Origin of the sequence: Pseudomonas marginalis, from assembly GCF_024169655.1 — a bacterium.
GTDB classification, from domain to species: domain Bacteria; phylum Pseudomonadota; class Gammaproteobacteria; order Pseudomonadales; family Pseudomonadaceae; genus Aquipseudomonas; species Aquipseudomonas paraveronii.
The window spans coordinates 5,336,876-5,350,534 of the sequence record NZ_JALJWV010000001.1 but is presented as its reverse complement, the minus strand read 5'-3'; the positions used below and the strand labels follow the sequence as shown (position 1 = coordinate 5,350,534).

Sequence of the window (13,659 nt, the reverse complement as noted above, 5' to 3'; positions counted from 1 at the left end):
CGGCCCGGCAGATGGGTTGTGGAAAGCTGACGCCGAAATCGCTGTTCGGCGTCGGTTATTGCTTGATTGTCTGTGGTCTCAATGCACGAGCATGCCGGTGAACCAGTAGGCCTGGGCCAGCGTGATCAGCCCGACGATGGTGGCGAAAAACAGGCTGTGCTTGAGGGTGAAGCGGAACAGGTCGGATTCCTTGCCGACCAGGCCGGTCGCGGCGCAGGCCACGGCGATCGATTGCGGCGAAATCATCTTGCCGGTCACGCCGCCGCTGGTGTTCGCCGCTACCAGCAAGGTGTCGTTGACACCGATCTGGTGGGCGGTGGTGGCTTGCAGCGAGCTGAACAGGGCGTTGGACGAGGTGTCGGAGCCTGTCAGGAAAACCCCCAGCCAGCCGAGGAACGGCGAGAAGAACGGGAAGGCTGCACCGGTGCCGGCCAGGACCAACGCCATGGTCGAGGACATGCCCGAGTAGTTGGTGACGAAGGCGAAGGCCAGCACCATGCCGATGGACAGGATCGGCCAGCGCAGTTCGTAGAAGGTCTCTTTCAAAGTGGTAAGACCAGTTTTGATGTCGATCTTCAATACCAGCATCGAGATCAGCGCGGAAAAGAAGATCGCGGTGCCGGTTGCTGAAATCGGGTCCAGTTTGAATATGGCGGGGATGGCCGTCGGGTTGGTCACGATAGGCGCAACCTTGACCACCATTTGGTCCAGGTGCGGGATCGCGAAGTTGAACACCCAGCTGTACATCGAGCCGCCAGCGGCAAACATCGCTTTGAATGGCTTGAGGGTCCAGATGGTCACCAGCACGGTCAGGATCAGGAACGGCGACCAGGCCTTGAAGATTCGCCCCAGGCTGTAGGGCGAAGCGACAGTGCTGCGTGGCAGGCCGAAGCCGCCGGCGCTGGCGGTGACCGTTGCGCTGGAGGTTGCACCGGCAATCTGTGCGCCGGCGGTGCGCTTGGGTTGCCAGACTTTCAGGAACAGGGTCAAGGAAACCAGGCTGGCCAGAGCCGAGGTGATGTCCGGCAGTTCCGGGCCGATGAAGTTGGACGTGAAGTATTGGGTGATGGCAAAGCTCAAGCCTGCCACCAAGGCGGCCGGCCAGGTTTCGCGCACGCCGCGCAGGCCGTCCATCATGAACACCAGCCAGAACGGAACGAACAGCGACAGCAGTGGCAATTGGCGACCGGTCATGGCGCCGATCTTGAACGCGTCGATGCCGGTCACTTGTCCTGCAACGATGATCGGAATCCCCAGGGCGCCGAAGGCGACGGGTGCGGTGTTGGCGATCAGGCACAGGCCGGCGGCGTACAGCGGGTTGAAGCCCAGGCCGACCAGCAGCGCGGCGGTAATCGCTACGGGAGCACCGAAGCCGGCGGCACCTTCCAGGAAGGCGCCGAAGCAGAAGCCGATCAGCAAGACCTGCAGGCGTTGGTCGTCGGTAATCGACAGCACCGAGCTGCGGATGATCTCGAACTGGCCGCTTTTGACCGTCAGTTTGTAGAGGAACACCGCTGCGACGATGATCCAGGCGATTGGCCACAGGCCGTAGGCAAAGCCGTAGCCGGCAGCGGCCAGTGCCATGTCCACCGGCATCTGGAAGGCAAAGATTGCCACCAGGATCGACAGCGCAAGCGTGATGCTGCCGGCGACGTGGCCTTTAAGGCGAAACACGGCCAGAGCGAGGAAGAAAAATACGATTGGAATAACGGCGGCCAGTGCGGACAGGCCGAGGCTGCCGAGTGGGCTGTAGAGCTGTTGCCAGGTTTGCATATGGGGTGGCCCCTAATTGTTGTTGGTCAGGCACATTTTAGTCGGCTTGGGTAATTGGTAATACCAATTTACAGCCGCTGTTGGCTAGAGTAAAAGCCTAGGCGGTGGTGTGTCAATTTGCCGCCTGCGAAACTTTGGTCTCAAGGTTATGGGCGGCCGCTCTGATCGGATAAATCGAAGGTGTTCTGATGGGTGCTGCAAACGTTGCGATAGGCCAGAATAGAGGCCCCGGCGAGTGGTCGGGATCGTGGAGAGAGAGTTATGGGGTTTGATCAGGTGCGTCAGCGCCGTTTGTCTGACGATATTGTCGAGCAGCTTGAGGGCATGATCCTTGAGGGCACGCTGAAGTCGGGCGAGCGCTTGCCGGCCGAGCGTGCGTTGGCTGAAAAGTTCGGCGTTTCGCGCCCCTCACTGCGTGAGGCGATTCAGAAACTGGCGGCCAAGGGTTTGCTGGTCAGTCGCCACGGCGGTGGCAATTACGTGGCTGAGTCGTTGGGCTCGACGTTCAGCGATCCGTTGTTGCACCTGCTGGAAAACAATCCCGAGGCTCAGCGTGATTTGCTGGAGTTTCGCCAAACCCTCGAAGCGTCCTGTGCCTATTACGCGGCGTTGCGCGCTACCGAGGTCGACCGTGAGCGGCTGACGGCGGCCTTTGACGCGCTGCAGGATTGTTACGCACGCGACGATAAAGTCAGCCGGGCAGAGGAGGGGGCGGCGGATGCGCGGTTCCACCTGGCCATTGCCGAGGCCAGCCACAACGCCGTGCTGTTGCACACCATCCGCGGGTTGTTCGACCTGCTCAAGCGGAACGTGGTGACCAATATTGGCGGCATGTATCAGCAGCGCACGGAAACCCGCGACATGCTGATCAGTCAGCATCGGGATTTGTACCTGGCGATTATCGAGGGGCGGGCCGAGCAGGCGCGGGAAGTCTCAACACGTCATCTGCTGTATGTGCAGGAGGTGTTGGAGGAAGTGCGTCAGGAAGTTCAGCGCGTGGCCCGGGCGGAGCGGCGCAAGAGCATGTAGCCGAGGGTGGGGCACCCAAGGCTACAGCGTCACAAGGATTATTCTTCCTTGCCCTTGTTGCGCACGGCGCGATGCAGTTCACGATCGGAATCGCGCTCGCGCTCGGTATCGCGCTTGTCGTATTCCTTCTTGCCCTTGCCCAGTGCGATCTCGCACTTGACCAGATGCTTGCTCCAATACCAGGACAGGCAGATGCAGGCATAGCCTTTCTGCTGTACGGCGGCGGCGAGCTTGTCCAGTTCGCGGGCGTTGAGCAGCAGCTTGCGCGTGCGCACCGGGTCGGCAATCACGTGCGTGCTCGCGGTGGTCAGCGGGGTGATATGACTGCCAAGCAGCCACGCCTCGCCATCCTTGAGCAGCACATAGCTGTCGACTAGCTGCAGCTTGCTGGCTCGCAGACTTTTTACTTCCCAGCCGGCCAGGACCAGACCAGCCTCGAACCGATGTTCGATGAAGTAATCGTGTCGCGCTTTTTTATTCTGCGCGATGGTCCCTGTGGGGTGTTTCTTTTGTTTAGCCATAGGGGCGGCATTATAGGGAGTTGCGAGCGTGTCGGCTACGGTCAACCTGCGTGCTTGAGCGTGTTGGACGAATCCCGGACAATACCGGCAGTTCTTTGGTTTTTTTCTCTCGCGGATCGGGTTGTTCTTTCTCGATGTTTGCCGCTCAGTTGTGGAAATAACGCTCACATGACGACGCATATTCAACGTTCGGCCCTGCTGCCCTATCCGGCCCAGGCGCTTTATGACCTGGTCAACGACGTGGCGCGTTACCCGGAATTCCTGCCATGGTGCTCAACCGCCGAGGTGCTGGAAAGCAGTGATGAGCACATGGTTGCCAGTGTCGGGGTGGCCAAGGGAGGGCTTAGTCAGCACTTTGTCACACGCAATGTCCTGGTGCCGGGCAAATCCATTGAAATGAATTTGCAGGAAGGGCCGTTCACCCAGTTGCATGGTGTCTGGGTATTCAAGGCGTTGACCGAGCAAGCCTGCAAGATCAGCCTGGATCTGTCCTTCGATTATGCGGGGCCCATTGTGAGGGCGACGTTGGGGCCTCTGTTCAATCAGGCCGCCAATACCCTGGTCGACGCGTTTTGTCAGCGAGCCAAGCAACTGCATGTTTGAGATTGAAGTGGTCTATGCCGGCGTGGATCGCCAGGTGTTACTGACGGTCGCGGTGGCATCGGGCACGAGCCTGCGGGCGGCGGTGCAGGCGTCGGGTATTGCGGCGCACTTTCCTGAGACGGACCTTGCTGATTGCCCGCTGGGGATATTCGGCAGGGTGGTGGTGGACCCCGATACGCGCACCGTGCAATCAGGCGATCGTATTGAAATTTACCGCCCGTTGCTGGCCGACCCCAAGGAAGTGCGCAGGCTGCGAGCGGCCAAGGCGGCGCTGGCCAAGCAACAGCGTTCATAGGCCGGCCAATCAGCAGGCAACAAAAAGCCCGGCATGCCGGGCTTTTTATCGAGCGCCGCACACTTACTGCGGGCTGGTGTCCAGAGGCTGTGGCGTCGGGACTGGAACGGTTTGCACGCCGTCGACGTCTTTCTGGATCTTGTCGAGCAATGAGCCTGGCTTGGCCGGGACTTCGGACTTCGGCTTCTCGGCTCCCTGCGCTGGCGCAGTCACGTTGGTGCCGTTGTCCTTGCCCAGCAAGGCTTCATCGCGGCTTACGCCGGGCATGAAGTCACCGGACAGGCTGACCAGTTGATCATTGCCATTAAAGATGACAGCGACACGCTCCTGTTGGCGTTCACCGCCCCCAGGCTGGATGCTGTAGAGATAATCCCAGCGATCGGCATGGAACGTGTCAGTCAGCAGGGGGTTACCCATAATAAACCGCACTTGCCGTCGGGTCATTCCCGGGCGTAACTGGTCTATCATGTCCTGTGTGACGACATTGCCCTGCTGGATGTCGATTTTGTAAACCCCGGGGAATGAACAACCGGCGAGTGCGAGCAGTCCCACAAAGGTGAAACTGGTTAGCAAGAGCTTGGTGTTTTGCATCGGTGGGCGACTTCCACTATCTTGGCTGGGACAACGTAAACGCCGATCATACCCGTATTAAGAGAAGCTGCGAAGCAGCATCCGCGAGAAAGCTAACCATGGTTGAAAATAGCGAACTACGCAAAGCCGGTCTTAAAGTGACTCTGCCACGCGTCAAAATTCTACAAATGCTTGATTCTGCTGAGCAGCGCCACATGAGTGCCGAGGATGTTTACAAGGCGCTGATGGAGTCTAACGAGGACGTTGGCCTGGCCACGGTTTACCGTGTGCTGACCCAGTTTGAAGCCGCAGGGCTGGTGGTTCGTCATAATTTCGACGGCGGTCATGCAGTGTTCGAATTGGCTGACGGTGGTCATCACGACCACATGGTTGACCTGGATACCAACGAGGTTATTGAGTTCACTAGCCTGGAAATCGAGAAGCTTCAGAAGGCAATTGCCGAGGAGCATGGCTACGACTTGGCGGACCATAATTTGGTTCTTTACGTTCGTAAGAAAAAGTAAAAATCGGCGCAGATTGACTCTGCGAAACGATTGAAGGCGACCCCAGGGTCGCCTTCGTGCTTTCTATAAGCGTGAAAATTGCTGGTTCGGTCAGGCCTTCGCCGCCACCACCATTTTCTTCGCGTGGGCCAGGGACTCTTTGGTCAGGTCGATACCGCCGAGCATGCGCGCCACTTCCTCAACGCGCTCCGACTTATTCAGCTTGGACACCGCAGTGCGTGTCGCATCGCTGCCCCGTACTTTATGTACAAACAAATGCTGATGCCCTTGGGCGGCCACTTGCGGCAAGTGGGTGACTGTCAGCACCTGGCCGCGATCCCCCAGGCGGCGCAGCAGTTGGCCGACAATTTCTGCGGTCGGGCCACCAATACCAACGTCCACCTCGTCAAAGACCAGTGTCGGAACCCGCGAGGTCTGGGCGGTGATCACCTGAATCGCCAGGCTGATCCGTGAGAGCTCACCGCCGGAGGCGACTTTCGCCAGCGCCTTGAGCGGCTGCCCCGGGTTGGCACTGACCAGCAGTTCTACCTGTTCCAGGCCATGGGGCTGCAGTTCGTTGCTGGTGTTGGTGCGCAGTTCGATGGTGAAGCGGCCGCCGGGCATGCCCAGGCGCTGGATTTCCTGCTCTACCGCACTGGCCAGGCCTGTGGCGGCTTGGTGGCGCAGGTCGCTCAGTTCGCGGGCCTTCTCTTGATAGTGGCGGGCGAAAGAAGCCAGTTCGTCGCTCAGGCGCTCAATGGATTCGTCATTCGCGTTCAGGGTTTCGATTTCATCCAGCAGCTTCTGCTGCATCGCTGCCACTTCGGTGGGCTGGATTCGATGTTTGCGCGCCAGGGTATAGATGGTGTCCAGGCGTTCTTCTATTTCCTGCAGGCGTGCCGGGTCGGCGTCGAAGTGGTCCAGGAAGCGGTTCAGTTCGCCTACGGCTTCTTCTACCTGAATTTGCGCACTGGTCAGCAAGGTCGTGGCTTCATTCAGCGAACCGGACGCATTGTTCACACTGGACAGTCGATTGAGGCTGACGGTCAGTGCATTCAGCACATTGCCCGAATCGCTCTCGCTGCATTGCTCCACCACCTGGCGGCAAATACCCAGCAGGGTTTCGGCGTTGGTGAGGTTCTTGTGTTCCTGCTCAAGCTGTTCCAGCTCGCTTTCGCCAAGGCCGAGGCTTTCCAGCTCTTCGAGTTGATAGCTGAGCAATTGATGGCGTGCGCGCTGCTCGTCGCCGGAATTGGAGAGACGCTCCAGTTCCAGGCGGGTCTGGCGCCAGCGCTGCGCGGCTAGTTGGACCTGGCGGGCCAGGTCGGTGGTGCCGGCGTATTCATCGAGCAGGCGGCGATGGGTGTCGGTTTTGAGCAGGGATTGGTGTTCGTGCTGGCTGTGGATATCGATCAACAGCTCGCCAAGGGCTTTCAAGTCACCCAGGGGGCAGGGCGTGCCGTTGATATAGCCGCGGGAGCGTCCTTCGGCGGTGATGACCCGGCGCAGGATGCACGGCCCTTCATTATTAAGGTCGCGTTCGGCAAGCCAGGCTTCCGCTTCGGGGATGTCCGCCAGGTCGAAGGTCGCCAGGATATCGGCCTTGTCTGCGCCGGGGCGTACCACGCCACTGTCGGCGCGGTCTCCCAGGGTCAGGCCGAGGGCGTCGAGCATGATCGACTTGCCGGCGCCGGTCTCGCCTGTGATTACGCTCATCCCGCGATCCAGTTCGAGATCCAGATGTTCAACGATGGCGTAGTTATGTACGGACAGGTGCACGAGCATGACGGCCGCTCCCAGGCTTTAGGTCTGGTTATTTATACAGTGTTTTGTTCCGGGCTGACAATCCTGATGCTTAGCTCGATTTGCTTGGTTTGGTGTTTTTTTTAGCGCGAAGGGGAATGAACGGGTCGGAATTGATCTGGGTCAGCTGAAAGACTTTTGGTAACGCCTGCACCCTTGAACCTGGAAATTGTGGCCCCATATACCGGAACAGAAGCGCGAGTTGAGTTCGCGCATGATTTTGAAAGGAGAAATCTATGGCTGACGAACAGACGCAGGATACGCAAACTCCAGACGCCAATTCGGCTGCCGGTGATGAGCTGGCAACTCGTGTGCAAGTGCTCGAAGAGCAATTGGCCACTGCGCAGGACCAATCTTTGCGTGTTGCCGCCGATCTGCAGAACGTCCGCCGCCGCGCTGAGCAGGATGTAGAAAAGGCCCATAAGTTCGCGCTGGAAAAATTCGCCGGTGATCTGTTGCCGATCATCGACAGCCTGGAACGCGGCCTCGAATTGTCCAGTCCGGACGACGAAAACATCCGCCCGATGCGTGAAGGTATCGAGCTGACCCTGAAAATGTTTCAGGACGCCCTGAAGCGTTATCAGTTGGAGGCGGTCGATCCGCAAGGTGGCGATCCGTTCAACGCTGAGCATCACCAGGCCATGGCTATGCAGGAAAGTCATGACCATGAGCCAAACCGCGTGTTGAAAGTATTCCAGAAGGGATACCAGCTCAACGGTCGCCTGCTGCGCCCGGCAATGGTCGTGGTCAGCAAGGCGCCCGCGCCGGTTTCACCTTCGATTGATGAGCAGGCTTGAAATTCGCCGCAAGGCCCCCATCTATAAGTCAAGCGTTTAAGTGCTACCGCAGTTAGCCACCACTGCTGCGGCATCCAAATTCAAGTTTCGGGAGAGTAAATCATGGGCAAAATTATCGGTATCGACCTGGGGACCACCAACTCCTGTGTCTCCGTGCTGGAAAACGGCGTTGCAAAAGTTATCGAAAACGCCGAAGGCGCGCGTACTACGCCGTCGATCGTTGCTTACGCCAACGACGGTGAAATCCTCGTCGGTCAGTCGGCCAAGCGCCAGGCTGTGACCAATCCGCACAACACCCTGTACGCGGTGAAGCGTTTGATCGGTCGTAAGTTCGACGAAGAAGTCGTACAGAAAGACATCAAGATGGTCCCTTACAAAATCGCCAAGGCTGACAACGGTGACGCCTGGGTTGAAGTAAACGGCCAGAAAATGTCGCCGCCACAAATCTCGGCTGAAATCTTGAAAAAGATGAAGAAAACCGCCGAAGACTATCTCGGTGAAGCAGTGACTGAGGCGGTGATCACCGTTCCGGCCTACTTCAACGACAGCCAGCGCCAGGCGACCAAAGACGCCGGCCGCATCGCGGGCCTGGACGTAAAACGTATCATCAACGAACCAACCGCAGCCGCTCTGGCTTACGGCATGGACAAAGCCAAGGGCGACCACACCGTCATCGTTTATGACCTGGGTGGCGGTACCTTCGACGTGTCCGTGATCGAAATCGCGGAAGTTGACGGCGAGCACCAGTTCGAAGTGTTGGCCACCAACGGCGACACCTTCCTGGGTGGTGAAGACTTCGACATCCGTCTGATCGACTACCTCGTTGACGAGTTCAAGAAAGAAAGCGGCATGAACCTCAAGGGTGACCCGCTGGCGATGCAGCGTCTGAAAGAAGCTGCCGAGAAAGCCAAGATCGAGCTGTCTTCGGCGCAGTCGACCGACGTCAACCTGCCGTACATCACTGCAGACGCTACCGGTCCTAAGCACTTGAACGTGAAGATCTCGCGCGCCAAGCTGGAAGCGCTGGTTGAAGACCTGGTTCAGCGCACTATCGAACCTTGCCGCATTGCACTGAAAGACTCCGGTATCGAAGTGGGTGCGATCAACGACGTGATCCTGGTCGGCGGTCAGACCCGTATGCCACTGGTTCAGAAGTTGGTGACCGAGTTCTTCGGTAAAGAAGCACGTAAAGACGTGAACCCGGACGAAGCGGTTGCCATGGGTGCTGCCATCCAGGGTGCGGTACTGGCCGGCGACGTGAAAGACGTACTGCTGCTGGACGTCAGCCCGCTGACCCTGGGTATCGAAACCATGGGTGGCGTGATGACTGCGCTGATCGAGAAAAACACCACGATTCCTACCAAGAAATCGCAAGTGTTCTCGACTGCCGATGACAACCAGGGCGCCGTGACCATTCACGTCCTGCAAGGTGAGCGTAAGCAAGCGGCGCAGAACAAGTCCCTGGGCAAGTTCGACCTGGCCGAGATTCCACCAGCACCACGTGGCGTGCCACAAATCGAAGTGACTTTCGACATCGACGCCAACGGCATCTTGCACGTAGGCGCCAAAGACAAGGCGACCGGCAAAGAACAGAAGATCACCATCAAGGCCAACTCTGGTCTGTCTGATGAAGAAATTCAGCAGATGATTCGTGATGCGGAAACCAATGCCGAGGCTGACAAGAAGTTTGAAGAGTTGGCCGCTGCTCGTAACCAGGGCGACGCACTGGTTCACTCGACTCGCAAAATGATCACTGAAGCTGGCGACAAAGTGACTGCTGAAGAAAAAACTGCGGTCGAAGCTGCTGTGGTTGCTCTGGAAGCCGCGATTAAAGGCGACGACAAGGCGGCCATCGAAGCCAAGGTTGAGGAGCTGTCGAAAGTCTCCGCACCGGTTGCTCAGAAAATGTACGCCGAACAAGGTCAGCCAGCTGACGGTGCCGCGCATCAGGCAGAGCCTGAAGCCAAGCAAGACGACGTTGTCGATGCCGAGTTCGAAGAAGTCAAAGAGACGAAGTAATCTGCTTGGCCGGTTGACCGCTATCAAGCGGTGACTGGTAGGATGTCGCCGCGCGGGAGCTTGCTCCCGCGTTGGCGTGTCTGGGGTACGCAAATTTTTACAGCATGCGACAACGCTCGGATGCTGGCGGTGTGATCGGGAATGCTCCTGCTTTCCGGCGACAGTCACCGCGTTTTTGGCCGGATCCCTGGCTGAAAGCAGTTATGACCAGGATCGTTGAATTGACGTGAGTTGGGTCCGGGCCTGTATTGGGGCTCAACGAGTTCGGCAAGGCTCAGGAGGGTCTGGCTGAACGTCCTTAAGAGTGCAAAGACTTATGGCAAAGCGTGACTATTACGAAGTATTGGGTGTGGAGCGCGGTTCCAGCGAGGCGGACCTGAAAAAGGCTTACCGTCGCCTGGCGATGAAGCACCACCCGGACCGTAATCCGGATAACAAAGAATCCGAAGAAATGTTCAAAGAGGCCAATGAGGCCTACGAATGCCTGTGTGATCCCAACAAGCGTGCAGCCTACGACCAGTATGGTCACGCCGGCGTCGACCCGAGCATGGGTGGCGGCGGTGCCGGCTTTGGCGGTCAGAACTTCTCCGATATTTTCGGTGATGTGTTCAGCGACTTCTTCGGCGGTGGCCGTGGTGGTCAGCGTGGTGGCGCCCAACGTGGCAGCGACCTGCGCTACACCCTGGAACTGAACCTGGAAGAAGCCGTGCGCGGCACCAGCGTCAATATCCGCGTGCCGACGCTGGTCAACTGCAAGCCGTGCGACGGTTCGGGTGCCAAGAAAGGCTCGTCGCCAATCACCTGCCCGACCTGCGGCGGTATCGGCCAGGTCCGCATGCAGCAGGGCTTCTTCTCGGTGCAGCAGACCTGTCCGCGTTGCCAGGGCCAAGGCAAGATCATCTCTGACCCGTGCGATTCCTGCCACGGCGAAGGGCGTGTCGAAGAGTACAAAACCCTGTCGGTCAAAGTGCCGGCGGGCGTGGATACCGGTGACCGCATTCGCCTGTCGGGCGAAGGCGAGGCGGGAACCCAGGGCGGTCCGACGGGTGATCTGTACGTGGTGATCAATGTGCGCGAGCACTCGATCTTCCAGCGTGACGGCAAGCACCTGTTCTGCGAAGTGCCGATCAGCTTTGTCGACGCGGCCCTGGGCGGCGAGCTGGAGATTCCGACCCTGGACGGCCGGGTCAATCTCAAGATCCCTGAGGGGACGCAGACCGGCAAGCAGTTCCGTATCCGTGGCAAAGGCGTTGCGCCGGTGCGTGGTGGCGGTGCGGGCGACCTGATGTGTCGTGTCACGGTGGAAACGCCGGTCAATCTGGGCCGTCGTCAGCGTGAACTGCTCGAAGAGTTCCGCAGTTCGTTGGCAGGCGACGATTCCCATTCGCCGAAAACCACTGGCTTCTTCGACGGCGTGAAGCGCTTCTTCGGCGACCTGTAAGGAATTGAGTATGCGACGTATAGCCGTAATGGGCGCTGCCGGGCGCATGGGTAAAACCTTGATCGAGGCGGTGCAGCAGCGCTCGCCGGCCTCCGGCCTGACGGCGGCGATCGTTCGCCCTGGCAGTACGTTGATCGGTGCCGATGCCGGTGAGCTGGCTTCGCTGGGGCGTATTGGCGTGTCGTTGTCCGGCAACCTGGAGCTGGTGGCGGACGAATTCGACGTACTGATCGACTTTACGCTGCCAGACGTGATGCTGAAAAACCTGGCGTTCTGCCGCAAGGCGGGCAAAGCCATGGTGATTGGCACCACCGGTTTGAGTGCTGAGCAGAAGCAGTTGCTGGTCGAGGCGGGCAAGGACATTCCCATCGTGTTTGCCGCCAACTTCAGTGTGGGTGTGAATCTGTCGCTCAAGCTGTTGGATCTGGCGGCGCGCGTGCTGGGTGATGAGGCGGATATCGAAATCATCGAAACCCATCATCGCCACAAGATCGATGCGCCGTCGGGAACGGCATTGCGCATGGGTGAGGCTATCGCCGATGCCCTGGGCCGAGACTTGTCGAAGGTGGCGGTGTACGGGCGTGAAGGCCATACCGGTGCGCGTGCGCGTGACACCATTGGCTTTGCCACTGTTCGCGGTGGCGACGTCGTCGGCGATCACACCGTGCTGTTCGCCGCTGAAGGCGAGCGCCTGGAGATCACGCACAAAGCCTCCAGCCGCATGACGTTCGCCAAGGGTGCGGTGCGTGCTGCGCTGTGGCTGGACGGTCGTGCGCCGGGGCTGTATGACATGCGCGATGTGCTGGATCTGCACTAATCAGTAGCTAAAATGGGGTCTCGGGATTATCCTAAGGCCCCGTTTTTACCCGCTAAGCGACGTCCTGTCGCATTCTCCTGCCTTTAAGGCTCATTAGCGGTGGACCAAAATAGCCTTTTTCTGTAAGCTACAGCTTTAGTGTGTCCACTAAAAGCGCGCAGAATAATTCAGTGAAGAAGCGGGGTGACGTGTCCATACGTCACTCCGCTTTTTTACAACCTGCGATCGCCCTTTCAGGCTTTATTTACGGGAGGTCTTCTTGACTAAGCCAGCCATACTCGCCCTTGCTGATGGCAGCATTTTTCGCGGCGAAGCCATTGGAGCCGACGGTCAAACCGTTGGAGAGGTGGTGTTTAACACTGCCATGACCGGCTATCAGGAAATCCTTACCGATCCTTCCTACGCCCAACAGATCGTTACCCTGACCTATCCGCACATCGGCAACACCGGTACTACGCCGGAAGACGTCGAGTCCAATCGTGTCTGGTCTGCGGGCCTGGTGATTCGTGACCTGCCACTGGTTGCGAGCAACTGGCGTAACACGATGTCGCTGTCCGATTACCTGAAAGCCAACAACGTTGTGGCAATCGCCGGTATCGATACGCGTCGTCTGACACGCATCCTGCGTGAAAAAGGTTCGCAGAACGGCTGCATCATGGCCGGTGACAATATTTCCGAAGCGGCTGCGATTGCTGCAGCGCAAGGCTTCCCAGGCCTGAAAGGCATGGACCTGGCGAAAGTCGTCAGCGCCCAGGAAAAGTACGAATGGCGCTCTACTGTCTGGGATTTGAAGACCGACAGCCACGAGACCATTGACGCTGCGGATCTGCCCTACCACGTAGTGGCCTACGACTACGGCATCAAGTACAACATCCTGCGCATGCTGGTTGAACGCGGTTGCCGCGTGACCGTTGTGCCGGCGCAAACTCCGGCCAGCGACGTCCTGGCCCTGCAGCCGGACGGCGTGTTCCTGTCCAACGGCCCGGGTGACCCCGAGCCCTGCGACTACGCCATCAAGGCGATCAAGGAAGTGCTGGAGACCGAGATTCCGGTGTTCGGTATCTGCCTGGGCCACCAGTTGCTGGCTCTGGCCTCCGGTGCCAAGACCCTGAAAATGGGTCACGGCCACCACGGCGCCAACCACCCTGTGCAGGACCTGGACACCGGTGTGGTGATGATCACCAGCCAGAACCACGGTTTTGCGGTGGATGAAGTGACCTTGCCGGCCAACGTCCGTGCAACTCACAAGTCGCTGTTCGACGGTTCCCTGCAAGGCATCGAGCGCACCGACAAGAGCGCGTTCAGCTTCCAGGGCCACCCTGAAGCCAGCCCGGGCCCGAACGACGTAGCGCCGCTGTTCGACCGTTTCATCAATGAGATGGCCAAGCGACGCTGACTGAGCGGCTTGCGGGCGGCCCCGAGTGTCGGTGGCCCCCGCAGGCTCTTCAAAGATTGTTCAAGACGGCTTGCCGACTGACCTGCGGATTT

General features: G+C 58.8%; 13 protein-coding genes. 9 read left to right on the top strand and 4 right to left on the bottom strand.

Going from position 1 to position 13,659, the window contains the following annotated elements; genetic code table 11:
- Nucleotides 1-78 precede the first annotated feature (78 nt).
- Nucleotides 79-1,773: a lactate permease LctP family transporter gene (locus tag J2Y83_RS24625; protein WP_253399192.1), complete on the bottom strand. Its 1,695-nt coding sequence runs from the start codon at nucleotides 1,771-1,773 to the stop codon at nucleotides 79-81.
- Nucleotides 1,774-2,034: 261 nt separating this feature from the next.
- On the opposite strand from J2Y83_RS24625, the gene J2Y83_RS24620 reads away from it, so the two are divergent.
- On the top strand, nucleotides 2,035-2,802 hold the full coding sequence (locus tag J2Y83_RS24620) for an FCD domain-containing protein (RefSeq protein WP_253399190.1): 768 nt from the start codon (nucleotides 2,035-2,037) through the stop codon (nucleotides 2,800-2,802).
- Between the two features lie 38 nt (nucleotides 2,803-2,840).
- Here the strand turns inward: J2Y83_RS24620 and smpB are convergent, their stop codons facing one another.
- Nucleotides 2,841-3,323, bottom strand: coding sequence for an SsrA-binding protein SmpB (gene smpB, locus J2Y83_RS24615; protein WP_048724498.1), 483 nt, complete (start codon nucleotides 3,321-3,323; stop codon nucleotides 2,841-2,843).
- Between the two features lie 168 nt (nucleotides 3,324-3,491).
- Here smpB and J2Y83_RS24610 point away from each other — a divergent pair, with 168 nt between their 5' ends.
- Together J2Y83_RS24610 and J2Y83_RS24605 are read left to right on the top strand one after the other, a co-directional pair.
- The gene (locus J2Y83_RS24610) at nucleotides 3,492-3,926 is read left to right on the top strand and encodes a type II toxin-antitoxin system RatA family toxin (protein WP_247395669.1); all 435 of its coding nucleotides are present in this window, start codon (nucleotides 3,492-3,494) and stop codon (nucleotides 3,924-3,926) included.
- Entirely contained in the window at nucleotides 3,919-4,221 is a 303-nt protein-coding gene (locus J2Y83_RS24605; protein WP_247395670.1) for an RnfH family protein, read from the top strand. The genes J2Y83_RS24610 and J2Y83_RS24605 overlap by 8 nt, the downstream gene beginning before the upstream one ends.
- A 63-nt stretch (nucleotides 4,222-4,284) precedes the next feature.
- On the opposite strand, the gene J2Y83_RS24600 is transcribed toward J2Y83_RS24605, so the two are convergent.
- Nucleotides 4,285-4,812, bottom strand: coding sequence for an outer membrane protein assembly factor BamE (locus J2Y83_RS24600; RefSeq protein ID WP_247395671.1), 528 nt, complete (start codon nucleotides 4,810-4,812; stop codon nucleotides 4,285-4,287).
- Between the two features lie 98 nt (nucleotides 4,813-4,910).
- Here J2Y83_RS24600 and fur point away from each other — a divergent pair, with 98 nt between their 5' ends.
- A complete protein-coding gene (gene fur, locus J2Y83_RS24595) occupies nucleotides 4,911-5,315 on the top strand; it encodes a ferric iron uptake transcriptional regulator (protein WP_253400442.1) in 405 nt (134 codons plus the stop codon).
- A gap of 90 nt (nucleotides 5,316-5,405) precedes the next feature.
- Here fur and recN read toward each other — a convergent pair whose 3' ends face one another.
- On the bottom strand, nucleotides 5,406-7,079 hold the full coding sequence (gene recN, locus J2Y83_RS24590) for a DNA repair protein RecN (protein ID WP_253399188.1): 1,674 nt from the start codon (nucleotides 7,077-7,079) through the stop codon (nucleotides 5,406-5,408).
- A 254-nt stretch (nucleotides 7,080-7,333) separates the two neighbouring features.
- Here recN and grpE point away from each other — a divergent pair, with 254 nt between their 5' ends.
- The 5 genes from grpE to carA all read left to right on the top strand — a co-directional run bounded on the left by grpE (nucleotide 7,334) and on the right by carA (nucleotide 13,567).
- Nucleotides 7,334-7,894 carry a nucleotide exchange factor GrpE gene (gene grpE, locus J2Y83_RS24585; protein WP_253399186.1) on the top strand — a complete coding sequence of 187 codons (561 nt, stop codon included), beginning with the start codon at nucleotides 7,334-7,336 and terminating at the stop codon, nucleotides 7,892-7,894.
- Nucleotides 7,895-7,996: 102 nt separating this feature from the next.
- Entirely contained in the window at nucleotides 7,997-9,913 is a 1,917-nt protein-coding gene (gene dnaK / locus J2Y83_RS24580; protein WP_253399184.1) for a molecular chaperone DnaK, read from the top strand.
- Nucleotides 9,914-10,229: 316 nt separating this feature from the next.
- The gene (dnaJ, locus tag J2Y83_RS24575) at nucleotides 10,230-11,354 is read left to right on the top strand and encodes a molecular chaperone DnaJ (RefSeq protein ID WP_253399181.1); all 1,125 of its coding nucleotides are present in this window, start codon (nucleotides 10,230-10,232) and stop codon (nucleotides 11,352-11,354) included.
- Nucleotides 11,355-11,364: 10 nt separating this feature from the next.
- Nucleotides 11,365-12,171 (top strand): 4-hydroxy-tetrahydrodipicolinate reductase, encoded by an 807-nt coding sequence (dapB, locus tag J2Y83_RS24570; RefSeq protein ID WP_253399179.1) that lies wholly within the window; start codon nucleotides 11,365-11,367, stop codon nucleotides 12,169-12,171.
- 259 nt (nucleotides 12,172-12,430) lie between these two features.
- The gene (carA, locus tag J2Y83_RS24565) at nucleotides 12,431-13,567 is read left to right on the top strand and encodes a glutamine-hydrolyzing carbamoyl-phosphate synthase small subunit (protein ID WP_253399177.1); all 1,137 of its coding nucleotides are present in this window, start codon (nucleotides 12,431-12,433) and stop codon (nucleotides 13,565-13,567) included.
- Nucleotides 13,568-13,659: the final 92 nt, after the last annotated feature.

Excerpts from the sequence above, each read along its gene's own strand:
- dnaJ (WP_253399181.1), top strand. The coding sequence starts at position 10,230 with ATGGCAAAGCGTGACTATTACGAAGTATTGGGTGTGGAGCGCGGTTCC.
- J2Y83_RS24620 (WP_253399190.1), top strand. The coding sequence starts at position 2,035 with ATGGGGTTTGATCAGGTGCGTCAGCGCCGTTTGTCTGACGATATTGTC.
- J2Y83_RS24625 (WP_253399192.1), bottom strand. The coding sequence starts at position 1,773 with ATGCAAACCTGGCAACAGCTCTACAGCCCACTCGGCAGCCTCGGCCTG.
- recN (WP_253399188.1), bottom strand. The coding sequence starts at position 7,079 with ATGCTCGTGCACCTGTCCGTACATAACTACGCCATCGTTGAACATCTG.
- grpE (WP_253399186.1), top strand. The coding sequence starts at position 7,334 with ATGGCTGACGAACAGACGCAGGATACGCAAACTCCAGACGCCAATTCG.
- J2Y83_RS24610 (WP_247395669.1), top strand. The coding sequence starts at position 3,492 with ATGACGACGCATATTCAACGTTCGGCCCTGCTGCCCTATCCGGCCCAG.
- dapB (WP_253399179.1), top strand. The coding sequence starts at position 11,365 with ATGCGACGTATAGCCGTAATGGGCGCTGCCGGGCGCATGGGTAAAACC.
- fur (WP_253400442.1), top strand. The coding sequence starts at position 4,911 with ATGGTTGAAAATAGCGAACTACGCAAAGCCGGTCTTAAAGTGACTCTG.
- dnaK (WP_253399184.1), top strand. The coding sequence starts at position 7,997 with ATGGGCAAAATTATCGGTATCGACCTGGGGACCACCAACTCCTGTGTC.
- smpB (WP_048724498.1), bottom strand. The coding sequence starts at position 3,323 with ATGGCTAAACAAAAGAAACACCCCACAGGGACCATCGCGCAGAATAAA.
- J2Y83_RS24600 (WP_247395671.1), bottom strand. The coding sequence starts at position 4,812 with ATGCAAAACACCAAGCTCTTGCTAACCAGTTTCACCTTTGTGGGACTG.
- J2Y83_RS24605 (WP_247395670.1), top strand. The coding sequence starts at position 3,919 with ATGTTTGAGATTGAAGTGGTCTATGCCGGCGTGGATCGCCAGGTGTTA.